The organism is Vibrio cincinnatiensis (genome assembly GCF_022113815.1).
GTDB lineage: Bacteria > Pseudomonadota > Gammaproteobacteria > Enterobacterales > Vibrionaceae > Vibrio > Vibrio cincinnatiensis_A.
This window is the reverse complement of record NZ_SGOM01000002.1, coordinates 442,759-466,796: the sequence shown is the minus strand read 5'-3', so window position 1 is coordinate 466,796 and position 24,038 is coordinate 442,759. Positions and strand designations below refer to the sequence as shown.

Annotated in this window: 21 protein-coding genes and 1 tRNA gene; 7 read left to right on the top strand and 15 right to left on the bottom strand. The window is 42.2% G+C overall.

Translation table 11 applies throughout. From position 1 onward, the window contains the following. Positions 1 to 241: 241 nt before the first annotated feature. The 3 genes from EXA13_RS05020 to EXA13_RS05010 all read right to left on the bottom strand — a co-directional run bounded on the left by EXA13_RS05020 (position 242) and on the right by EXA13_RS05010 (position 1,862). On the bottom strand, positions 242 to 928 hold the full coding sequence (locus EXA13_RS05020) for a hypothetical protein (protein ID WP_140365148.1): 687 nt from the start codon (positions 926 to 928) through the stop codon (positions 242 to 244). Positions 929 to 1,064: 136 nt separating this feature from the next. Next, complete coding sequence (locus EXA13_RS05015; RefSeq protein WP_078927561.1) at positions 1,065 to 1,307, bottom strand: hypothetical protein; 243 nt, start codon at positions 1,305 to 1,307, stop codon at positions 1,065 to 1,067. Positions 1,308 to 1,310: 3 nt separating this feature from the next. Continuing rightward, on the bottom strand, positions 1,311 to 1,862 hold the full coding sequence (locus EXA13_RS05010) for a hypothetical protein (RefSeq protein ID WP_078927560.1): 552 nt from the start codon (positions 1,860 to 1,862) through the stop codon (positions 1,311 to 1,313). A 288-nt stretch (positions 1,863 to 2,150) separates the two neighbouring features. Between EXA13_RS05010 and EXA13_RS05005 the strand changes: the two genes are divergently transcribed. After that, positions 2,151 to 3,113, top strand: a complete 963-nt coding sequence (locus EXA13_RS05005; protein WP_238132172.1) for an integron integrase — start codon at positions 2,151 to 2,153, stop codon at positions 3,111 to 3,113. Between the two features lie 46 nt (positions 3,114 to 3,159). Here EXA13_RS05005 and rplT read toward each other — a convergent pair whose 3' ends face one another. From rplT to EXA13_RS04980, 5 genes are all read right to left on the bottom strand, one after another. After that, positions 3,160 to 3,513, bottom strand: coding sequence for a 50S ribosomal protein L20 (gene rplT, locus EXA13_RS05000; protein ID WP_040992521.1), 354 nt, complete (start codon positions 3,511 to 3,513; stop codon positions 3,160 to 3,162). A gap of 41 nt (positions 3,514 to 3,554) precedes the next feature. Next, the gene (gene rpmI, locus EXA13_RS04995) at positions 3,555 to 3,749 is read right to left on the bottom strand and encodes a 50S ribosomal protein L35 (protein ID WP_004727973.1); all 195 of its coding nucleotides are present in this window, start codon (positions 3,747 to 3,749) and stop codon (positions 3,555 to 3,557) included. A 99-nt stretch (positions 3,750 to 3,848) separates the two neighbouring features. Beyond that, positions 3,849 to 4,400 carry a translation initiation factor IF-3 gene (infC, locus tag EXA13_RS04990; RefSeq protein WP_238132200.1) on the bottom strand — a complete coding sequence of 184 codons (552 nt, stop codon included), beginning with the start codon at positions 4,398 to 4,400 and terminating at the stop codon, positions 3,849 to 3,851. 3 nt (positions 4,401 to 4,403) lie between these two features. Further along, positions 4,404 to 6,332: a threonine--tRNA ligase gene (thrS, locus tag EXA13_RS04985; RefSeq protein ID WP_238132171.1), complete on the bottom strand. Its 1,929-nt coding sequence runs from the start codon at positions 6,330 to 6,332 to the stop codon at positions 4,404 to 4,406. Between the two features lie 206 nt (positions 6,333 to 6,538). Then, on the bottom strand, positions 6,539 to 8,416 hold the full coding sequence (locus tag EXA13_RS04980; RefSeq protein WP_238132170.1) for a DEAD/DEAH box helicase: 1,878 nt from the start codon (positions 8,414 to 8,416) through the stop codon (positions 6,539 to 6,541). Between the two features lie 579 nt (positions 8,417 to 8,995). Here EXA13_RS04980 and rnb point away from each other — a divergent pair. After that, entirely contained in the window at positions 8,996 to 10,996 is a 2,001-nt protein-coding gene (gene rnb, locus EXA13_RS04975) for an exoribonuclease II (protein WP_238132169.1), read from the top strand. A gap of 94 nt (positions 10,997 to 11,090) precedes the next feature. On the opposite strand, the gene EXA13_RS04970 is transcribed toward rnb, so the two are convergent. Then, positions 11,091 to 11,447, bottom strand: a complete 357-nt coding sequence (locus tag EXA13_RS04970) for a DUF3024 domain-containing protein (protein ID WP_078925950.1) — start codon at positions 11,445 to 11,447, stop codon at positions 11,091 to 11,093. Between the two features lie 131 nt (positions 11,448 to 11,578). Further along, positions 11,579 to 12,250 carry a MaoC family dehydratase gene (locus EXA13_RS04965; RefSeq protein ID WP_238115353.1) on the bottom strand — a complete coding sequence of 224 codons (672 nt, stop codon included), beginning with the start codon at positions 12,248 to 12,250 and terminating at the stop codon, positions 11,579 to 11,581. A gap of 328 nt (positions 12,251 to 12,578) precedes the next feature. Between EXA13_RS04965 and EXA13_RS04960 the strand changes: the two genes are divergently transcribed. Beyond that, a tRNA-Ser gene (locus EXA13_RS04960) sits at positions 12,579 to 12,669 on the top strand. Between the two features lie 124 nt (positions 12,670 to 12,793). On the opposite strand, the gene EXA13_RS04955 is transcribed toward EXA13_RS04960, so the two are convergent. Next, on the bottom strand, positions 12,794 to 13,675 hold the full coding sequence (locus EXA13_RS04955) for a LysR family transcriptional regulator (RefSeq protein ID WP_238132168.1): 882 nt from the start codon (positions 13,673 to 13,675) through the stop codon (positions 12,794 to 12,796). 188 nt (positions 13,676 to 13,863) lie between these two features. Between EXA13_RS04955 and EXA13_RS04950 the strand changes: the two genes are divergently transcribed. Then, the gene (locus tag EXA13_RS04950) at positions 13,864 to 15,060 is read left to right on the top strand and encodes an MFS transporter (protein WP_238132167.1); all 1,197 of its coding nucleotides are present in this window, start codon (positions 13,864 to 13,866) and stop codon (positions 15,058 to 15,060) included. Positions 15,061 to 15,261: 201 nt separating this feature from the next. On the opposite strand, the gene EXA13_RS04945 is transcribed toward EXA13_RS04950, so the two are convergent. The 4 genes from EXA13_RS04945 to norV all read right to left on the bottom strand — a co-directional run bounded on the left by EXA13_RS04945 (position 15,262) and on the right by norV (position 19,468). Continuing rightward, on the bottom strand, positions 15,262 to 16,344 hold the full coding sequence (locus EXA13_RS04945; protein ID WP_238132166.1) for an AarF/UbiB family protein: 1,083 nt from the start codon (positions 16,342 to 16,344) through the stop codon (positions 15,262 to 15,264). An 89-nt stretch (positions 16,345 to 16,433) separates the two neighbouring features. Continuing rightward, the gene (locus EXA13_RS04940) at positions 16,434 to 16,781 is read right to left on the bottom strand and encodes a DUF1971 domain-containing protein (RefSeq protein WP_238132165.1); all 348 of its coding nucleotides are present in this window, start codon (positions 16,779 to 16,781) and stop codon (positions 16,434 to 16,436) included. Positions 16,782 to 16,816: 35 nt separating this feature from the next. Beyond that, entirely contained in the window at positions 16,817 to 17,968 is a 1,152-nt protein-coding gene (gene norW, locus EXA13_RS04935; protein ID WP_238132164.1) for an NADH:flavorubredoxin reductase NorW, read from the bottom strand. Positions 17,969 to 17,977: 9 nt separating this feature from the next. Continuing rightward, positions 17,978 to 19,468 (bottom strand): anaerobic nitric oxide reductase flavorubredoxin, encoded by a 1,491-nt coding sequence (gene norV, locus EXA13_RS04930; protein WP_238132163.1) that lies wholly within the window; start codon positions 19,466 to 19,468, stop codon positions 17,978 to 17,980. A 197-nt stretch (positions 19,469 to 19,665) separates the two neighbouring features. Between norV and norR the strand changes: the two genes are divergently transcribed. The 3 genes from norR (at position 19,666) to EXA13_RS04915 (ending at position 24,034) form a co-directional block, all read left to right on the top strand. Beyond that, positions 19,666 to 21,201 (top strand): nitric oxide reductase transcriptional regulator NorR, encoded by a 1,536-nt coding sequence (norR, locus tag EXA13_RS04925; RefSeq protein WP_238132162.1) that lies wholly within the window; start codon positions 19,666 to 19,668, stop codon positions 21,199 to 21,201. Positions 21,202 to 21,427: 226 nt separating this feature from the next. Further along, complete coding sequence (locus EXA13_RS04920) at positions 21,428 to 22,819, top strand: alkaline phosphatase (protein ID WP_238132161.1); 1,392 nt, start codon at positions 21,428 to 21,430, stop codon at positions 22,817 to 22,819. Between the two features lie 63 nt (positions 22,820 to 22,882). Beyond that, positions 22,883 to 24,034, top strand: a complete 1,152-nt coding sequence (locus EXA13_RS04915) for a YibE/F family protein (protein WP_238132160.1) — start codon at positions 22,883 to 22,885, stop codon at positions 24,032 to 24,034. Positions 24,035 to 24,038: the final 4 nt, after the last annotated feature.

Below are 24,038 nucleotides of genomic sequence, written 5' to 3'. Positions count from 1 at the left end.
ACGAGCACGAAACTCACAAGCCAAGGGAACAAAGAACAATCATAAACCACTGATTTTTGGTGATTAAGCATAACGCCTTGTTAAGGTGTGAGGCACGCAATACCGAAGCCTCCGCACACCACCTTAACCATTAAAACCAACGCATAGTAAAAATGCCACGCGTGCCGAATCACTCTTGAACAATTTGTTATGTAACGGTATCGATGCACTTGCTACATAAAACAAGATGGCTTAAACAACTCTATAAATTTGACTGCTCACATAAATACCAATTATCAGGCCAGTCCCAAAATTGTTTATCGTAAATCGAAACCTTGATTTTATTATTTACAAATCTCTCAACATTCCCACTTAGTTGTAGCTCTACATGGCAAACCGTCGCACCAACTTTCTTTACATCCTCACGTGTTTCTTCACTTAGCTTTTTCTTGTATGCAAATAAATTTTGGTAAACCTTTAACTCATCGAGGTTTTTCTTACTTTGAATTTCGAATAACTGTTTTTTTGAATAAACACCCTCCGTGTTTGCAAGGGAAAGTAGATTTTTTCTATAGCGACTCTCATTCACACCAATATATACCGCATCATAACTTTCATCTGAATCTAATGAGTTTTGTACGACAACATAAAATAGAGCAAGGTTACTCTTTGAGGAAGTACAAAGAATTTTTAGCTTCCCAGCACTCAAGTCAGTTGTATAGTTCACTAATCCATCAGCATTGGCACAAATAGACTTGTAGTCTTCAAGCACTTCAAAAGGACCATCATAACTCCCGTAGCCAAATGGAATTACCTCATATATTTCTGAGGAAAGATGGCTATTTACAACATTTGAGACATCAACATCCTTCTCCATGTCATAACCTAATTTAACTGTCTGACAGCCTATCAAGAGTAATGTTAACACCAGAGAAATATACATCTTCATACAATATCCTTTTTATCAAAACTCCACAGTTACATAACGCCGCATTAAGGTGTGAGCGGCGCTTGGCTATACTTGAGCGAAGCGAAATTGCCAAGCGTTGCGAATCACTCTTAAATGCTTTGTTAGCCCTTGTTGGCTATTTGATAATTTTGAACTTTGATCTTTTCTCTTCCTTATCAATGGCAATATCTTCTGAGATTGTTTTTTCTGGCATGATATCCTCTACCTTTTCAGGACCAGCTATCATTCCCCTTCCGACATCATGCAAATCTTCCGGAATCTCAGTATTAAAGAGATCTTCGGCGCGTTTTCTAGCCCTTTCTAGTACCCATTCATCAAATTCTTTTGTACCTTCAAGTGGTCTATCTTTGCCAGCCATAAATTAACCCCTTAAGTTACGCCATAAATACGTAGGAGTATTACTTGCTTTCCCCTGTTTAAGAGTAAAGCCGAATTTTTCATAATATCTTGTAACTCTTGCATTTACTGGCCTCATAATCCTGATTTGGTCCGCACCAATAAAGTCTGCATAGGCCTCTGCGGCAGAAACCGTAATTTCGACGATCTTACTTTTAAGTGGATGATCCCAAGGAGCACCTTCAATTACATCAAGTCGTAACCTACCGCCTGTATATGTAGGCTTTCCTAACGATAACCCACAAAGTTGAGCATTAGCATACCAAATTGCCAAATCAAACCTTTTAGGGTGCCTGTACGCATATTGCTTGAAACCCTCAGACCACGACCAGCTAGCACTATCACTACGCTCTAGGCTTTCTTCCCACCTCTTAGCATGGGTAAGTGATAGCCGATCAACTCCTTTTAGAGAAACTCTATCAGCATATTGTCTAGGTAATGTCTGTTCTGCAATAGCCCTACTATCTTCTCTAAATCTCTGATATTTAAGCTCCGTATCCTGATGTGTATTTTGCATGTAATCAACTCCTGTAAATAAAAAGAGATTGATTAAAACATATGCAACCAAGATACTCAAGTTAGAGGGCTAACGCTTTTTATACAGCAGACAGCCTTAATCGCTTCCATGCTACCGCCCTCTTTCCATAAAAAGCTCGTCTAAGAATAACATTCTAGCTAATAAATTCATTAAGTTACAAAAAACAATTGAGGGGTCGCTCTCATTAAATAGCAAAATGCCATTTAATTATTGACGGTACACAAAACCAACACTACTGTATATAAAAACAGCAAAATGGGATTTGGAATGAAATCACAATTTCTTTTAAGCATAAAGGAATATATGCAAACGAGGCATTACGCTAATAAAACCATTGAGGCTTATCTGCACTGGATTACAAAATACATTGTTTTTCATAAGAAAGTCCATCCCAACAAGATGGGCTCGCATGAAGTTGAAATATTTCTCACTCATTTAGCCGTAGATAAAAAAGTTGCGACCAAAACACAAGCTCTTGCCTTAAATGCGGTCAGTTTCTTGTATCGGGAGATAATTAGAGAACCGCTCACTCTTGATATGAAATTTCAAAAATCTCAACTAGACCGAAAGCTTCCTGTCGTCATGACGAGAGAGGAAGTAAAACGTTTCTTCAATCATGTAGATCCCAAATATCAACTTCCAATAAAGCTATTATATGGCTCTGGGCTGAGATTAATGGAATGTATTCGCTTACGTATTCAAGATATTGATTTTGATTACGGTGCGCTAAGGGTTTGGCATGGTAAAGGTGGAAAAAATCGGACAGTTACTTTAGCCAAAGAGCTCTATCCTCTACTTAATGAACAAATCGCATTGGCTAAAAGATATTATGATAAAGATATGCAAACTAAAGGCTATGGAGGTGTCTGGTTACCGTACTCACTCGCAGAGAAGTATCCAACAGCACCATTTGAATTTCATTGGCACTACCTCTTTCCATCACATAGCAGATCAATCGATGGAGAAAGCAATCTGTTGCGAAGACAGCATATCAATGTTTCTTCATTACAGAGAGCAGTAAAAAAAACGGCTCAAGAAGCTGAGATTGGAAAAACGGTATCCTGCCACACACTTAGGCATTCATTTGCAACTCATCTTCTCGAATCGGGCGCCGATATCCGGACGGTGCAAGAGCAATTAGGCCATTCTGACGTAACCACAACACAAATTTATACCCATGTCATTGATCGAGGTGCCAGTGGTGTATTAAGTCCCTTGTCCCGATTATAAAAAAGGAGAGCAAATGCTCTCCTTTCTAATACCTAAGCAACTTTAATTATAGAGCTGCTTTCGCTTTCTCAACAAGTACAGCAAATGCTGCTTTATCAAATACTGCGATGTCGGCTAAGATCTTACGGTCGATCTCGATAGAAGCTTTCTTCAGACCATTAATGAAACGGCTGTAAGATAAACCATTTTGGCGAGATGCCGCATTGATACGTGCAATCCATAGTTGACGGAATTGACGTTTCTTAGTACGACGGTCACGGTAAGCGTATTGACCGGCTTTAGTAACTGCTTGGAAAGCTACGCGGTAAACACGTGAACGTGCACCATAGTAACCTTTAGCTTGTTTTAGAACTTTCTTATGACGTGCACGAGCTTGTACACCACGTTTTACGCGAGGCATTATGTCTCTCCTAAACTAAACGAATTAAAACCAAAAACAAATTAAGCGTATGGAAGACAACGCACGATACCCGCAACTTCACATTTAGGAAGAATTGAGTTTGGACGTAGTTGACGCTTGTTCTTAGTTGTACGCTTAGTCAGAATATGACGTTTAGTAGCGTGCTTGAACTTAAAACCACCAGCAGTTTTCTTAAAACGCTTAGCAGCACCTTTGTTGTTTTTCATCTTAGGCATGATGAATAACTCCGCATTGTAGTAGTTTAATAAACAATGTAATTAGGGCGAACAAAACCTAACGATAACGCTAGGTTTTATTACTTGCAAAGCCACTAATTACTTCTTCTTAGGGGCTAACACCATGATCATTTGACGACCTTCAATTCGAGAAGGGAAAGACTCTACAACAGCAAGTTCTGCTGTATCCTCTTTCAATCGATTAAGAACGTCGACGCCGATATCTTGGTGTGCCATCTCTCGGCCACGGAAGCGAATTGTTACTTTCACTTTGTTGCCTTCTTCAAGGAAACGAGTCAGGTTGCGTAGTTTTACCTGATAGTCTCCAATATCAGTTCCAGGTCGGAATTTGACTTCCTTAATCTGAATCTGTTTTTGCTTTTTCTTCTGCTCTTTAGCAGCTTTACTCTTTTCAAAGAGGAACTTGCCATAGTCCATCACACGACAAACTGGTGGCTCGGCGTTAGGGCTGATCTCTACAAGATCCATACCAGCTTCTACGGCTGCTTCTAGTGCTTCGCTGATCGATACTACACCAACGGATTCACCATCTGCGCCAGTTAAACGCACTTCACGAACGCCACGAATTTCACCGTTTAAACGGTGCTGGTTTTGTTTGGCCGGCTGTTGGCCACGTCTTCCGCCTTTAATAGTTTATTCCTCCAGATTGAGCTTACGGCTAGAAACTTCGGCTTGGATATGTGTAATAAAGTCATCCAATTTAAATTTACCTAAGTCCTTGCCCTTTCGAGTACGCACTGCGATTTCACCGGCTTCCATTTCTTGGTCACCACAAACCAACATGTACGGTACACGTTTTAAAGTGTGTTCGCGGATTTTAAAGCCTATCTTCTCATTTCTCAAGTCCGCTTTCGCACGAATACCACATTTTTGTAGCTTTTGTACGACTTCTTGAGCGTATCCTGCTTGTTTATCAGTAATATTCACAACAACAGCTTGCTCTGGAGCCAGCCATGTTGGGAAAAACCCTGCATACTCTTCAATTAGAATCCCAATAAACCGTTCAAGAGAGCCTAAAATAGCACGGTGAATCATTACTGGTACTAAACGTTCGTTATTTTCACCAACGTAAGTGGCACCAAGACGAGAAGGTAAGTTGAAGTCAAGCTGAACTGTACCACATTGCCATGCTCGATCTAAGCAATCATACAAGGTAAATTCAATTTTTGGGCCATAGAATGCACCTTCCCCTTCTTGAATTTCATAAGCAATACCCATGGCTTCAAGAGAATGTTTTAATGCTTCTTCTGATTTATCCCAAATTTCATCGCTACCCACACGCTTTTCAGGCCGAGTTGACAATTTAACGGCAATATTTTCAAAGCCAAAGGTATTATAAGTGTCATACACCATCTTGATGCATGAAGTCACTTCTTGCTGTATTTGATCTTCTGTACAGAAAATATGCGCATCATCTTGGGTAAAACCACGAACACGCATAATACCATGTAAAGACCCTGATGGTTCATTACGGTGACATGAACCGAACTCAGCCATACGTAAAGGAAGATCACGATATGATTTTAAACCTTGATTAAAGATCTGCACATGACCTGGGCAGTTCATTGGTTTAATCGCATATTCACGGTTTTCAGATGAAGTGGTAAACATGGCATCTGCGTATTTATCCCAGTGACCAGAACGCTCCCATAGGACACGATCCATCATCAATGGGCCTTTTACTTCTTGGTAGCCATATTCATTCAATTTATGACGAATAAAGACTTCAAGATCGCGGAAAATGGACCACCCATTATGATGCCAAAACACCATCCCAGGAGCTTCTTGCTGCATGTGAAACAAATCAAGCTGTTTACCAATTTTACGGTGGTCACGCTTAGCCGCTTCTTCTAAGCGAGTAAGATGTGCTTGTAACGCTTTTTTGTCGTGGAAAGCGGTGCCATAAACACGCTGTAGCATTTTGTTATCGCTGTTACCACGCCAATAAGCGCCCGCAACATTGAGCAATTTAAAGTGTTGGCAAAAACCCATATGTGGAACATGAGGCCCACGGCACATATCAATATATTCTTCATGATGGTAAAGACCTGGGCGATCATCTCGTGCCACGTTTTCGTCCAAGATTTCCATCTTATAAGGTTCACCTCGAGATTCAAACGTATCTCGAGCTTCCTGCCAACTGACTTTCTTTTTAACGACTTGATATTTTGTTTTCGCCAGCTCTTTCATTCGAGCTTCAATGGTGTCGAGATCTTCTTGTGAAAGAGAATGATCGAGGTCAATATCGTAATAGAAGCCGTTATCGATCGTTGGGCCAATTGCCATTTTTGCTTGTGGATACAATTGTTTAAGAGCATGACCTAGCAAGTGTGCACAAGAGTGACGGACAATTTCTAACCCATCAACGTCGTCTTTTGTGGTGATGATTTCAAGGCTTGCGTCATGTTCAATTAGATCGCATGCATCAACACGAACGCCATCAACACGGCCAGCAATGGTAGCTTTCGCAAGACCAGGGCCAATAGATAGAGCGACATCCATAGTAGAAATAGCTTGGTCAAACTGACGTTGACTGCCATCAGGAAGAGTAATAATAGGCATGATAAATCCTTACAGTGGTGTTGCATACCAAGCAACACGTGTTCAGTATGTGGAAAATAAACATCGATGGTCACTCGGTAACACGAATACCGGATCATCAATGGGCGTGAATTGTACCTAGGTCACATGAGTAATGTAAAGAAGGAATCATAAAGAAACGACAAAGCCCGTAGTTTAAACTACGGGCTTACTGGTATCGCTAAAGATTATGCTTCGCTACGACGACGAGTACTCTGCCCTCGCTCACCGGTGCGCTCACCGCGGAAGTTTCCGCGATTGTCGCCACCACGATTACGATCAAAACGACGTTCACCATCACGAGCAGGACGAGAAGAATCACCACGTCCACGGCCACCACGGTAACCACCACCTTCTCGATTACCTTCTGGGCGACGACCACGTGACTCACGGAAGTCATCAAAATCGCATACAACCGCACCCACTTCTTTTTGACGAATACGTAGTTTACGAAGTTTACCGGTTACATCAGCGGACATGCTTTTTGGCAGCTGAACAAATGTATGGCCTTGAGCCAGTTTAATTGCACCGATTGAACCTTTGGTCAAACCAAGTTCATTGGCTAAAGCTCCCACGATATCTTTTACTTGAACGCCTTGATCACGGCCTACTTGCAACTGATAAGTATCCCAATCGACGTTACGAGCACCATCACGTGCACCAAATTCACGACGACTACCACCGTCACGGCGATCACCATCACGACGATCACGACGACGTAACTTATCACGTTCAATCATAGGGTCTTCACCCGTATAGAATAATGGGCGTTTACCTTGTTGACGTTTCAGTAAAATTGCGGCAAGTGTTGTTGCATCAATTTCTAAAGAAGACTGCAGTTTTTCCACTAATTCTACAAATTTTTCTAGTGCAACATGTCCTTTATCAGCTTCAAGTTCCACCGCAAGTTTTGTTAAACGAGATTCAGCAACTTTATCACGATGAGGAAGCTGAATTTCTTCCATTGAAGAACGTGTAACACGTTCAATTGTACGTAGCATACGGATCTGGTTAGTACGAACTAATAGAATCGCTTTACCTTTGCGTCCAGCACGCCCTGTACGGCCAATACGGTGAATATAAGATTCTACATCAAATGGAATATCGTAGTTAAACACGTGAGTAATACGCGGAACATCAAGGCCTCGAGCAACAACATCCGTTGCCACTAAAATATCAATGACACCTTGTTTGATGTGATCAACGGTACGCTCACGTAAAGATTGAGGAATATCACCATGTAGTGCAGCCGCTTTAAAGCCTCGAGCACTTAACCAATCAGCTAAACGTTCAGTATCTTGGCGAGTGCGAACGAAAACAATAGAAGCGTCGGTTTCTTCTGTTTCAAGCAGACGCGCCATTGCTTCGTCTTTTTCAACGCCTTTTACCACCCAGTATTGTTGTTCAACTTTCGCAACCGTCTGGTTTGAGCCAGCAACATCAACACGCGCAGGATTACGTAAAAAGCGATCAACAATGTCTTTCACCATCGGTGGCATTGTTGCAGAGAAAAGAACGCGTTGAGCCGTATCTGGTGATTGTTCCATAATCCAAGTAACGTCATCGACAAAACCCATTTTAAGCATTTCATCGGCTTCATCCAAAACAAAAGTATGACATTCATCAAGATGTAAACGTTCACGAGTGATTAAGTCTTTCACACGACCAGGAGTACCCACAACAATATGAGCTCCTGTTTTTAAAGCACGCATCTGATCAACGATGGAAGCACCACCGTAAATTTCTAACACTTTTAGGCCTTTAATATTTTGACCGAGTGTTTTAACTTCAGCTGCAACTTGAATGGCCAACTCGCGGGTTGGGGCCATCACAATTGCCTGAGGTTTATATTGATTAAGATCCAATTTGTTCAATAGTGGCAAAGAGAACGCGGCGGTTTTACCCGTACCCGTTTGAGCTTTACCTAACGCATCACGGCCTTCAAGTAGAAAAGGAATGGCAGCAGCTTGGATTGGAGTTGGTGAAACAAAGCCCATTTCGTTTAGGGCGGAAAGGATGGCACTGTTTAGTGCTAAGTCACTAAATTGAATGACGGTTTCTTGCATGGGGTTCCCACTAAAATAAAAAATAACTAAGGTCCCACGTGCTATACCATTTTCCAACCAATCCTAAAGAAGAGCTGATTCCGTTCAGATGCGGATGAGTATTAAAAAGCATCAAGCCACTAGGGACATCTAAGGGACGCGGATTATTCCTTAAAAGCATAAAAAAAGCCAGAAAAAATTGAAATTCATCACATATTTTTTCTTAATGACGGAAAAACACTTAAGTCATTGGATCTTGTTTATATACATTCATCACCTGATTTATTGATTCTTACTCTTATGTCTAATTCAGCTTGGTACTATACTCTTCTACTCCCACTTTACCGATTTAACCATGACATTGGTTGATATTTCTAGCCCCTTTCTTTACCCAATCTCCCCTCCACTTTTCAAGTGAGATAATACGTAAATGCTTCATAAGATAACTATACTTTTCTAGCTTAGCCCAGTACCATAACCCCGCAGACGCGAGCCGCCTTTCCTCGAAAAACTCAAGCGTCATACGCTGTGGGGTATGCCTATCGGAGAGGCTGAGGAAACCGAATCTCCTAACGACAAATCATAGGTTTATAAATAAGCATGTTCCAAAATAACCCGCTACTTGCCCAGCTCAAACAACAAATTCAAGAAAATCTCCCTAAAAAAGAGGGCCAGATCAAAGCGACAGATAAAGGCTATGGTTTTCTTGAAGTAGATAATAAAACCAGCTTTTTTATACCACCACCTTATATGAAAAAGTGCCTACATGGCGATAAAGTCGTCGCCATTATTCGTACCGAAAACGAGCGTGAAGTAGCGGAGCCACAAGAACTGCTAGAGCCAGCTCTGACTCGATTTATTGGCCGGGTTAAGCTTCATAAAGGGAAACTTAATGTAACGCCAGACCACCCTCAGTTGAAGAAAAACACCTTCAAAGCCAAAACACAAAAAGGCCTAAACCCAGAAGAAATCAACGAAGGTGATTGGGTCGTAACAACACTCACTCGTCATCCGCTTAAGGGAGATAGTGGTTTCTTTGTCGAAATTACAGAAAAAATTACTGACGCTGACGATAAAATTGCCCCTTGGTGGGTCACATTAGCGGAAAACGATTTGCCAAATTCAGAACCTGCTGGGTGCGACCACTGGCAGTTACAAGATGACGACGACTTACAACGTGTCGACTTAACTCATCTACCTTTTGTGACGATTGATGGTGAATCAACCAAAGACATGGATGATGCACTGTATGCTAATAAGCGGGAAGAAGGAGGTTTTGAAGTCACGATCGCTATCGCCGATCCTACTGCTTATATTACCGCGAATAATCCGATGGATAACGTTGCCCGGGAACGAGGATTTACTATTTATCTACCGGGGAGAAATATTCCGATGCTCCCCCGTGATTTAGCCGATAACTTATGCTCTCTGATCGAAAATGAAATTCGCCCAGCGCTTTGTTGTACATTAACCGTCAATGAAGATGGCACTATCAATGATGATATGCATTTTTTTGCTGCCAATATTCGCTCACACGCTCGCCTCGTTTACGATCAAGTCTCTGATTGGTTAGAAACAGGTCACTCAACTTGGCAACCCTCTGAGACTATTGCCCAAGTCGTCCAAGACCTTTATGAATTTTCTCAGCTACGATCCGCTTGGCGTGAAACCCAGGCCGTTGTATTCCCTGATCGCCCAGACTACCGCTTTGAATTAAGTGAAGACAATGACGTAATTGCTATTCACGCCGATCTAAGGCGTAGTGCTAATCGCCTAGTAGAAGAAGCGATGATCACAGCGAATATCTGTGCGGGTAAAGTATTACAGTCAACGTTTGGTTGCGGCGTATTTAATACTCACGCAGGTTTTAAAACCGACAAAATCGCCGATGTGGTAACTCTGGTGAAAAACCATGGGGCGGAGTTTGATGAAGCCACCCTGACAACCCTTGACGGTTTTGCTGCTTTACGTCGCTGGCTTGCGAAACAACCTACATCATACCTTGATAACCGAATGCGAAAATTCCAAAGTTACAGTGAAATTGGCAACCAGCCATTACCTCACTTCGCTATGGGGTTAGACATTTATGCGACGTGGACTTCACCTATCCGTAAATATGGCGATATGGTGAATCACCGTATGCTTAAAGCACACATAATGGGAAAACAACCTGAACAAATTCCTGATGAAAACCTAGGAGAAGAGCTGGCCCTCCACCGTAAACATCACAAAATTGCAGAACGAAATGTGGCCGATTGGTTATATGCCCGAACACTGGCGGATGAGCCGAATAAGCAAACCCGCTTTATGGCTGAGATCTTTGATATCAACCGACCCGGGATGCGTGTCCGTTTATTAGACAATGGCGCAATGGCCTTTATTCCTGGAGCACTGATTCTTGATAATAAAGAACGTATTGTCTGTAATGGTGAAGAGGGAACGGTAACCATTGATAATACTTTAGTTTATCAGTTAGGCGATACCTTAGAAGTCGTGTTGAGTGAAGTGAATCTAGACAACCGTAACATTATCGCGAAACCCACTCAGGTCTTTGCAGATTCTCCTTCTGCTCAAACTGAATCAGCCAGCCCGGCAGCATAAATAACATCACCAATGTTCGCTTACCACCTAAACAGGCACTATATGTGCCTGTTTTTTATTCAACAATTAATAAAAAGTTAGTAAAACAACATTCCTATGACCAAAAATAAGATTTGGGGTCTTTTTCAATTTCACGAATCAGAGCGGTTAAATCAATGCTTTTCGATAAATAAGGGTAGGGAATCCATTGATACTCAGCCCCTGTTGGCTCAGCCGGTACATACAAAGCCCACAGGCTATCTTCTTCTTCCCAAATCACTCTGGCAACAATACTGGTATAATCACACTGGTTTGAGTCAAGCTTGTAGTGATGCAAGATAAACTGCACCCCATTATCAATGGGCTCGTAGCTTGATTTCCCCAATTCTACTGGCAAACTTTGGTTTCGGCTTTGGCAAACCCATTCCGCCCTTTTCTCTATCTGACGTTGCAGCAAATTAATGACCGCCATAACTCCCTCTGATGCCATTGTGTTTCATTGAGTATCACCCGAATAAACAAAAGAGTCTATGATCCGAATACGATTATCTCATTCATACAATAAAGGGGAGCCTAAGCTCCCCTTCTAATGCTATATCTAAATTAAAAATGTAGCTGGATCACAGAAACCACAATACAAGCTGGCCGCCGAACTCCTTCAATCTCCACCTTAATCTCACGCTCAATTTCTAACCCTTTTCTCACAGGGGTCACTTTTGACAACGTGCTCACAGCCCGAAGACGATTACCCGCCTTAACAGGATAAGGAAAACGAACGGAATTCAACCCAATATTAACCACCATTTTAGCAGAAGGAAATAACGGTTTATCCGCATCAACACTGTCCGTTAATTTAGGCAACAATGCTAGCGTCAAAAATCCATGAGCAATGGTCGTCTTAAATGGGGACTCTAGCGCCGCACGCTCAGGATCAGTATGAATCCACTGCAAATCTTCGGTTACATCACCAAACTGATTGATACGCTGTTGATCGACCATAAGCCAATCTCCAGTATGAATGACTTCACCCAGCTTACTCGTCAATTCTTCATAAAGCGCTTGAGCTTCTGGCTTTAATTCAATCTCAGGAACCAGATTGACTTCTTCATTGGCGGGCTGGTGAAATTCTTTTACCCATGAAAAAAGCTGACGACTGTTCGCTCTATCTAAAAAGCCATCCCAATACTCACGTACGGTTGGCGACATCCATTGCTTAAATTCCGTGTTCTTGACCAAATTTTCAGCTCGATGCTTTAAAAGATCGGTAACTTTCATCAAAACCTCATTCTTAACAAAGAAGCACTGCTAATGAAGTAATTTTGAAGTACTTCACAGTAATTCGCAAACACTTTATAGCGTACAAGTGTATACCAAACCACTATTTATTCTTAATAAACAATTGGTTATTAATAAAACATTATTTTATTAGAAACTCATACTTTAGCGTGCTTACTTAATTGATTTATACAAGAATCAGAATCTTGAATAAAAAGAGTACCAATCTATTTTTAACTTGAATGTACCTATTTTCAACAAATCACAACGATAATCCGATGAACAGCTTTACAAACCATATGCCAATCAATATGATAGCACCCGAAACGGAGAGATGGCTGAGTGGTTGAAAGCACCGGTCTTGAAAACCGGCGTACGTTAATAGCGTTCCTAGGGTTCAAATCCCTATCTCTCCGCCACATTCTAGCCCTTGATTTATCAAGGGCTTTTCTCGTTTTTAAGCAATCAAATGTCACCTAACACACATAGGTGATACATATGTATCGGACGAAATTGCACAGCAACTAATTGGTTTTTTATTATCTATAAATCTAATTTAGGCTGAATAAAATCGATAAAGGCAGAAATTCGCTTAGCAACAGAAGAAGATTTATAGTAAACCGCGTTAATTTGCTCCCTACCTGAGTTACCCATTTTTTCGCCTTCCAACAAAGAAATTAATCTTCCATCAGCAATATCTTTCTTCACCATAAACCCTGATAGGCACGCGATGCCATTTCCCATTAACGCGAGCTGTCTTACTGTTTCTCCATTACTTGAGAGCAGCGTTGGCGTCTGGCGCATAAATCCTTTAAGAGGCCAATCATTGAGTGTTTTCGGTGTTGAAAACCCTATCGTTTCATGATGAGCTAAGTCGCTACTTTTTGTTGGAAAACCCCGCTTTGCTAAATAGTCAGGTGAAGCAACAATATAAAGTAAACTTCTGCCGAGTGGCCTAGCATGTAACGTTGAGTCATTTAATGCACCAATGCGAATGGCGATATCGGTTTTCTTTTCTAGCAAATCGACAAAACCTTCATTAGAGGTTAATTCCAACTCAATGTCAGGGTAGGCTTGATGAAATCGCTGTACTAAGGGAACTAACTGATGAAAAATAAACGGGCTGGCGGCATCAACACGCAGTCGCCCTTTGGGTAATTCCCCACGAGAGATGATTTCTTCTTCTGCCTGCTGTAACTGCATTAAACCTATTCGAACAGAATCAACAAATTGCCGCCCTTCATCCGTTAATTCGATCCGTCTTGTGGTTCGGTTTAATATCGTTACTCGAAGTTGGTTTTCTACCTTGCTCACGGCTCTCGATACCCGTGCGACTTGTATACCAAGGCTTTCTGCGGCAGATGAAAATCCACCGGTATCAACAACGGAAAGTAGAATTTCTAAATCATCCGATTTTGTTCGCATACCGCCACTCCATGTATTTTAAATTTCATTAATTATTGCATTTATAACAAATATCATTTGTTAAATGTCCTATTTTTTACAATAAAATTTCCACGCAAAATACCTCTCTATCGAATCACGACACAACCATACTTTGATGGACAAATACGTTGTTGTGTTTTAGAACCTAACAAAAAAGAGTAAATGATATGCCTTTAGCACTACTTGCATTGACGCTCAGCGCCTTTGCTATCGGAACAACAGAGTTCGTCATCGTGGGGCTGATCCCAACTATGGCTTTTGACTTAAATGTCTCATTACCATCTGCAGGACTACTCGTGAGCCTTTATGCTCTTGGGGTGGCGATTGGTGCGCCAGTTTTAACGGCTCTAACGGGAAAGTGGAACCGTAAACATGTACTACTTGCTGTTATGTCATTATTTGTCATTGGCAACTTATTGGCATGGCAAGCCCCCGGTTACAATACCCTTATTGTCGCTCGTATTTTGACAGGTTTAGCCCATGGTGTATTTTTCTCCATTGGATCAACGATCGCCACTGGGCTCGTATCAAAAGAAAAAGCGGCGAGTGCGATTGCGATAATGTTTACGGGATTAACCGTTGCTCTAGTCACCGGAGTTCCATTAGGCACTTACATCGGTCAAACCTTTGGTTGGCAATCGACTTTTCTGATTGTTGCATTGTTAGGTATTATTGCTTTGATCGGCAGTGCTTTCTTAGTTCCAAGTAACCTCAAACAGCCTGCTGCAGCGAAATTATCCTCTCAACTTAAAGTGCTGGCTCACCCCAGATTACTACTCGTGTATGCGATCACAGCACTAGGTTACGGCGGTACATTTACGGCGTTCACTTTTCTTGCTCCGATTTTGCAGCAGGAGACAGGGTTTAGCGCTAATGCCATCAGTTTAATCATGTTGATATACGGCGTGTCAGTGGCGATAGGCAATATTTGGGGAGGTAAAATGGCCGATAATATGGGGCCGATAAAAGCACTGACAGTTATTTTTGTAGGACTCGCAACTGTCCTAGTGGTATTTAACTTTACTGCCGTTAACCCTATCGCAGCAGTAGCGACCATCTTGGTTTGGGGAGCATTTGCTTTTGGTAATGTTCCTGGCCTGCAAGTTTATGTTGTCAAACTGGCTGAAAAATTTACGCCAGATGCTGTAGACGTTGCATCTGGTTTAAACATCGCAGCATTTAATGTTGGCATTGCTTTCGGCTCTTGGGGCGGTGGTGTGATTGTGTCAAAAATAGGATTGATGCATACCCCTTGGATTGGTGCAGTGATCGTCCTAATAGCGCTGATTTTAACTCGAATGAGTGGCCGCCTTGATAACCGTACAGCAAATTATTGGGCACACAAAAGTGTGCTTATGAAGTAAACGTCACGGCTAGCACTTCCCTCTTTCCCTGAATATGGAAATACTGTAGTGAAGTAGTGACGATTTAGTTTGTACAACATTCCATCACTCATGTTGAATTAGGTTTAGTAAGATAAAATCATAGAGCAACGTTAGAACTCATAATGGTGCTGTAACGAAATATGATAGAAGCATGCTAGCCATGTTTACGTCGACATTTAGCTATAACTGATATTGTTTTACTAAGCTTAATTTTTTCTGATACGACTCCATCAGTTCTTCTTTGCTTTTCCCTTCATTATGGAAAAATAAAGCATCTTGTTCTTGAAGTAGCGGATAGAAATTGTCGACCATCTCAAGAACGATATTGACTCGTCTGATCGTGGTTGATGTGCAGCTTTTACCATTGAGGTCATCTTCTATATCGAAAACATGCGAGCGGAACATCTCTACTGTAAATAAGTTTTCTAAAGCCTCATGGCTTTCAAGGGCGGTTAGATATTGCTTTCTTAATGACTCTACACAATCTGAGATAGCACTATCGGCATGATGACGTTGAAGCCATAATTTCTTTTCTTCTAAAACAGTTACTGCTGCTTGTTTGACGTAACGAAATATCTCGATGGACTGGCGGTGTGAATATCCTTGCTCGAGTAACCAACCAGAGAAGAATCGAGTTTCAAAACGCTCACAAAACTGGAACAAAGGAGCATTGACTCCATCACTATTAAACTCAGTAAGTGGATCAAATTCATACATATAGCCGAAATCAAATAGCCATAATTTCTGGTTGCTATCGACTAATAAGTTCCCAGAACATAGATCCCACTCGAACAAGCCAACTTTTTCACACTCCGTTAATGTAGAAAAAAGTTGCGATAACAGGAGCGGCGTAATCTTTTTTATTGGTTCACCTTCAATCCAATCGGACAAGATAATACCAAGGCGATAATCTGCGTAAACCGTCTCAACGATGCATCTGAATGCTTCTGATGTTTGAGGATCATCTTTAAGCTTTTGAAAATCTGAGCGCCGCTGCACTTCATTAAGAAAAGAGAACTGACCATCAAGGTTTTGCACTCGAGCCACTGGACGCTTCTTCTTTAATGTGTAGTCCTGTCCATTAAGACGGATACGATAGACTTCTGCTGTCAAACCATGTTTGAATGTTTGCACTACGTATGGTGAATCACTGGTGGTTAATGCTAGTTGCTTAGGTGATATCGGACTTTTTTCAATATGACCAACGATCAAATTAGCATCACTTTTCTCAAATTGTTGTTGTTTTTTGCGACGTTTATTCATTCTACTTTCCATAGTTGCACGTCTTGGAATAACGACGTTACAGAAACAACAACAGTGACACATCACCCACCATCATGATCCGTTAGGGCTTAGATATGGGGAGGAATGGGATGATACATGGGTTGGTTTTTCTTCATTGCATCAGACCAAAAATGAATATTGAACTGCGCATCCTCACTCAGTTCAATACGATGCCAATATTGCGGTGGACTAGTCGCAAATTGCCCAGCATTAATGACCACCACAACTTCAGGTTCTGTTGCATGCTCATCGGAAAAACCATAGTAAGTCACTTGTCCTTCCATCACACACAACAGGCCAAATACCCCTTCCGCTGTGTTGTGGTAAGAAAGTAAAGCTTGAGGCACATTCTCTTTGGTGAAAAAAGGTGTTGAGCGTTGAACGGTCCAATTTTTCGGAATACGTAGATGTGACATAGTCATCTCTCCTCTCATTTTATAATAGAGCCAGCTTAAGAATAAACAGTGGCTTGTGATAGCTCACGAAGTAATGGAAATGCCTGTTTGATTTGTTCACCAGTAACAATGAAACCAACGAATTGCTCCATGTCATCTTTCGCTTTCGCCACAACACCAGACATTGAAATGCTTACCTCCCAATGCACAACATCGTTTATCTTTCCTGCGAGTTGAATTGGGTAGTGAGGCGTTTTTACCTTGATCATCATTGGTGGCAATACCAGTTGTGCCTCTTGGCCAAGTAACTGCTTACCTAACACATTGGCGCTTAACACAATAGGCTGAAGGTATGGCATCATTCGTCCTTGAATTTCAGCGCAATCCCCCAATGCAAACACATTCTGAATGGAAGTTTGTAAATGATGATCAACAATGATGCCTTTGTTTACTGCGATAGTAGAATCTTGGGCTAATTGCGTATTAGCACATAAACCAGCAGCCGAAATCACAGCATCGGTTTCAACGATTTGTCCACAACTCAATGATACTGCTAATGCGTTCTCTGAATGATTGACTGCAACGACACTATTTTCTAACGCAAGTTGAACGCCTTGCTGTTTAAGCTGCTTCTCAAGCGGTAGAGCAATAAATTCAGGGATCAAGTTCATGAGTAAGCGCTCATTGGGTTCGACAATGGTGACGTCTTTCCCACTATTGGCTAGGTCCATAGCGATTTCAACACCGATTAACCCGCCACCAATCACCAACACCTGCTTTGCTCGGCTAATGTACGCCTCAGCAGCTTGATACTCTTGCAATGAGTTCAACGTCAACACCTCTTCCACAGCATCACCACTCATTGGTGGCACAAACGCTTTTGCACCGGTAGCAAACACCAATTTGGCATAAGGGTAAATCCCCCCATTTGCTGTCACTTGTTGAGACTGAACATCCACCTTTTCAACCATGGTGTTGGCAAACAATTCGATTTTGTATTCTTGGGCAAACGCCTCGCCCGTTTTGACGACCAAATCCAATGCTGTTTGTTTTTTACTAAAGACATGGCTCAAGTCTGGTTTGTTATATTCCGCCCCCTCTTCAGCGGTAAAGAGTTGAATTGGAATATGTGCGTCCATACGACGCACAGTTTTAACTAATTGGTAAGCAGCAAAACCACTACCAATAATTACGATGGGTGCCTGCATGCTGCCTCCTTATGATTTATGCTCAATAAAAACGTCTTTGCCTAAGTGACATTCTGGGCATAAGAAGTCATCGGGTACGTCAGACCAGACAGTTCCAGGCTCAATACCTTGGTTAGGCTCACCTAACGCAGGGTCATACACCCAATGGCATACCGTACAAATCATACATTGACAGCCTTCAGGATGCGGCTGTTCATGTTGAACAACAGGCAGAGCCTCTTTCGCCTTTTGTGGAATCACTTGAAGAGCCGGAGATTCGTGGTCAGGCTTTGGAGAAAAAACCTCGGTAAGTTTTGATAAATCGTTATTGGCCCACAACTTAGCAATGCTCTGACCGTGTTCACGGCATTCGCGCATCGCTTTTCCATCTGGTCGCCATTTGGTTTTCAAGCTGATCGCCGTTTCAAACCCAGCATCGGTCAAACGCGCATGTATACGATCAACCGCACCACCATTCCAACCATAGCTACCAAAAGCCGCCGCTTTTTTTGCTTTAAAACGAAGCCCTGTAATTTCTTCTAGCATGCCTGCAATTTTTGGCATCATGACATTATTCATGGTTGAAGATCCCACCAGAATGCCTTTAGAGCGGAAGACATTCGCTAGAATTTCGTTCTTATCATGCTTAGAGACGTTAAAGACCTTAACGGCAACAGTAGGGTCAACATCATGAATGCCTTGAGCTATAGCGTCTGCCATCATACGTGTGTTATTCGACATCGAATCATAAAAAATGGTAATTCGATCTTCTTGATAGTTATCTGCCCACGCTAAATATTGCTCAATAATTTGAGCCGGGTTGTCTCTCCACACAATGCCATGGGAGGTTGCAATCATATCGACAGGGAGATTAAAGCTTAATACCTCTTTAATTTTTGCCGTCACGAAGCGGCTAAATGGCGTTAAGATGTTGGAGTAATAACGCAAACATTGTTCCATCAGTTCATTCTGATCGACTTCATCGTTAAACAATCGTTCATCACAATAGTGCTGACCGAAAGCATCGTTACTAAATAGCACCGCATCACCCGTTAAGTAAGTCATCATACTATCGGGCCAGTGAAGCATTGGTGCTTCAACAAAAACTAATTGTTTACCGTTACCAATATCAATACTGTCACCTGTTTTTACCGTTTTAAAATTCCATTCAGGATGATGGTGATGCCCAACAATCGAATCTATTGCCGCTTCGGTACAATAAATCGGCGTGTTTGGGATTTTCTCCATTAATGCGGATAAAGCGCCTGAGTGATCTTCTTCAGCGTGATTAACAACGATAAAATCAATAGACTTAAGATCAATTTCCATCTCAAGGTTTTGTAAAAACTGATGACTGAATCTATGGTCAACCGTGTCAATCAGTACCGTTTTTTCTTCACGAATGAGATAACTGTTATAGCTGGTACCTTTGGTCATTTTGTATTCTGTACCATGGAAGTTCTGTACTTCCCAATCGCGTTGACCGACCCAATGAATGTTGTTTTTTACGTGAATTGTCATAGTGACTACCTTAGGTGACGATTTAAGTTAATTGAATTCTTGAACACCTCCAATACTGCACACGCCGTGCCAGAATTTTTAATTATTAAAAATCAATCAGTTAAAACAAATCACCCAATGGAATTGTCAAAATGACAATAATTGACTTCTGTCAATATAACAGTAACATTGTCATATTGACATAATTGGTATCAGCTATGACCTCATTAATCGCCCAATGGTTACATATTACTCAAGATCTGAACTCCGCACTCACTCGACAAGCACGTTTCGACACCTTGTTAACCACCATCCGAGAGGTTTTAAAATGCGACGCATCTGCTCTACTTCTTTATGAAAATCAGTTATTTAAACCACTAGCCATCAATGGTTTGGCAAAGGAAGTGTTAGGTCGCCGCTTTTCTATTGATCAACATCCTCGGCTAGAAGCCATCGCCCGAGCTGGCGATATTGTCCGTTTTCCATCCGACAGTCACTTACCGGATCCCTACGATGGCTTGATCCCCAATCATGATGATAAATTGCATGTTCATTCATGCATTGGATTGCCGTTATTAATTGATGACCATCTGATTGGTGCAATCACCATTGATGCTTTTGACCCAAATCAATTTGATGGGCTTTCAAACCATGAATTACGTTTTATCAGTGCGTTAGCTGCAGGTGGACTTCATACCGCATTACTTCTTGAACAATTAGAAACACAAACCAGTTTGCCAAGAGAATCGTATACCGAAAAGCGGGCATTGAATGATGACATCATTGGTGAATCAAATGGAATCAAGTCACTACAGCAGCAAATTGATGCCGTTGCTGATACTGAACTGTCCGTATTAGTCATGGGTGAGACTGGGGTCGGAAAAGAATTGGTCGCCAATGCTATTCATCACCGGTCTCACCGAGCAGATAAAACATTGGTCTATCTAAATTGTGCGGCTTTACCTGAATCCGTGGCAGAAAGTGAGCTGTTTGGACACATAAAGGGGGCATTCACAGGCGCAATCAGTAACCGAAAAGGCAAATTCGAGCTGGCTGATGGGGGCACTCTCTTTTTAGATGAAGTGGGTGAACTCTCGCTTGAATTGCAAGCAAAGCTGCTGCGAGCTTTGCAGTATGGGGACATTCAACGTGTCGGAGACGATCGGCATATCCGTGTAAATACTCGTATTGTGGCCGCGACCAACCGAGTTTTACATGAAGAAGTGACCGCCGGGCGATTTCGAGCCGATTTATATCACCGCTTGAGTGTCTTCCCACTTCACGTCCCTCCACTACGTGAACGTGAAGAAGACGTGATATTGCTAGCAGGCTTCTTCGCAGAGCAGTTACGAAGCAAATTAGGGCTAAATAGCATTCGTTTCTCACCCACTCTGATTCAAGTATTCAAACAATATTCATGGCCAGGAAATGTGCGAGAGTTGGAGCATATGATCAAACGCGCAGCGGTATTGTCCAGAGCTCGCACGCAGTCTACAGACATTGAATTGTTAGCGTCAGACTTTGATATCGATACCTCATGGCATTCAAATTCAGGTGGATTGAATACGCCAGAAATTCCGCTGATGACCCAATCCAATTTGAGCCTTAAAGACGCAACCGATCGGTTTCAAAAAAACGCAATTATTGAAGCTCTCAACCATAATCAAGGAAATTGGGCAGCAACCGCTCGTCAATTAGTATTAGATAGTGGAAACCTACACCGTTTAGCTAAACGTTTGGGTATTAAGTCATGATTATTTAGAGATACTTAGTACGCATGAGGCTTATGTAAAGGTCGGAGATCGGTTACTTACCACCTTATAGCTCGGTAACCATAGCGCCCAATAAAGAAAAGATAATTTGATCTTAATCAATCATCAGACATTGCGATTGAACGTGACACGATTTTGTAAGAAATCATTCATCTTTGTCACTTAGCGTGTTGAATAGAAACCACACTAACAGCATGGAAATAGCGTAATGTCAAAATTTAACTATGCCACTCTCACGGCACTGACCTTATTAAGTAGTTCTGCATTAGCCGATGCACCCAAACATGTCATTTATCTGATTGGAGATGGCATGGCCACAGCCCAACGCCAAGTCGCAGAGTATTATCTGCAAGAGAAAACCGGCGATAAAAATACACGTTTAGCCATGAACAGCCTGCCAATTACCGGAATAAACACGACACACTCAGCCGACTCCCTTGTCACCGACTCAGCGGCATCGGCAACGGCTTTAGCCACAGGCATGAAGACCGATAACGGTATGATTGGCATGTTACCCAATGGAACGAAAGTTACCTCTCTGCTCGAAGGCGCTCAAAAAAAAGGCATGGCCACGGGCCTTATTACTACAACCCGCCTTACGCATGCCACGCCTGCCGCTTTTATTGCTAAAAATATCAGTCGAGATAATGAAAATGAAATTGCTCAAGACTATGCCAATTCCGGCATTACTTATTTCGCTGGCGGCGGTTATCGACACTTTGTGACAGGGAAAAATTCCAAACGTAAAGATGGAAATGATCTGGTTGCAACGATGAAGAAAAATGATTACCGAACTTTTGTCAGTAGTGAATCAGTCGCCAGTTTCCGCGGTTATCACCCTAAAGCTGGCGATAAAGTATTTGCCGCGTTTAGCGCCTCACATGTGCCTTATGAAATTGATCGAATTAAAACGAATCACCTCCCATCGCTCGCAGAGATGACAGAAAAAGGGATTGATCTCCTCGCAAAAAATAAAGAGGGATTTTTCCTCATGATCGAGGGAGGACGTATCGACCATGCTTCACACGCTAATGATATTGCAGGCACGATTCTCGATACCCTCGCGTTTGATCAAGCCGTACAAAAAGCGCTCGATTTTTACCACAAAAATCCAGATGACACATTAGTGATCATTACAGGCGACCACGAAACTGGCGGTATGGGCATGGGATTTGGTAAAAATTATTTCATGAATCTCGATAATGTTACTCACGCTAAAGAGTCTATCGAAGACAAACTGCAAGGCGTCTATCAGGGTAATCGCACCGCTTTCTACCAACATATTGCCGCGCAATTTGACTTGATCACACTCAGCGACGAAGAAAAGTCACTGATTGAAACCGCAATGAACGCGGTTGATAAACAAGAGCCTAACCTCAAAAATCTTTATGGCGGTTATGATCCCGTGGCTATTGCGGTGGCTCATATTACCTCAAAACGCGCTGGGGTTTATTGGACATCTTATGCCCATACCGCAACACAACTGCCTCTCTCTGCTATCGGGGTCCAGGCAGATAAACTAGGAGGCTTTAAAGACAATACCCAAGTGGCACAAACCATCGCGGAGATCATGCAAGTCAATATTGGCCGTCAAGGCTAATCAGCAAAACCAAATTGAATGCGGAAGCCAACTGCGCTTCCGTTTTCTTATAAGGAGAAATTCATGCGAGGCATCTACCTAGCCGTCATCGTGTTACTCTGTTTTACTGTATACGGGGCGATGGGATCCGGGAAAGGTCAACAACCCGAACACGTTGCCACCGTGCTTGCTTGTGATGACAGCCAACTCACGGTCATTGGCAGTAACCGCATTGGTATGCAAACCCTGAGCATTGAGTTAAAAAAACACCCCGGTAAGCCTTACTCTGCTTTCAATTTACTCACTGGAACGCTTGAATATGATGAATTTTATCAACCGGGGGATACGATTTTAGTCGCCATACAGTTCAATCCAAACGGGCAAGTTCACCATATCAAAGCGCTCTCTCATTATCGGCTACCTTATTTAATGATGTTATTTGCACTTTTTGCGATTGCGCTGCTCGCTTATGCTCGCCATATTGGTTTGAGCGCGCTGATCTCTTTTGTTGGTTCAGTGCTGATTATTTGGCAACTATTAATCCCGGGGCTCGTCGCCGGTTATCCCCCGATGTTCATTACGACCGCAACACTTATCGCACTCAGTGCGCTTATCATTTTTTCCATCGCAGGCTGGACAAATAAAGGAAAAGCCGCATTTACAGGAACACTCATTGGTTTGATGATCACCGCGTTACTTTGTCTCATGTGTGGGAAATTACTCAAACTTGATGGTATGACACAACCCATGGCCCAGCTCCTACTTTTTGAAACTGGGATGCATCTCAATATGCTTGATGTGCTTTATGCGGCTGTTCTTATTGGAGCCAGTGGCGCGGCCATGGATGTAGCGATGGAAATGGCCGCAACGATGGAAGAGCTCAAACTCACCAATCCAGAAATGAATAAAAAACAGCTCCTTCGCTCAGGCTTTAGAGTTGGAAATGCAGTAATTGGTACCATGACAACCACCCTATTACTGGCATACTCAGGTGGTTTTCTGACACTATTAATGCTGTTTATTAGCCGAGATACCAGCTTAATGCAGATTTTCAATATGAAATTAGTCGCCAGTGAAGTAGCAAGAACATTAATGGGAAGTTTATCCCTCGTGATTGTCGCGCCCTTAACGGCTTGGATCGCTAACAGTATGTTATTTCGTACTCAGTTATACGACCACCATGTTACCTCTTCGGTACTCACCGAAAAGCTCACGGCCTCATGTAATGATAAGTAGGCAA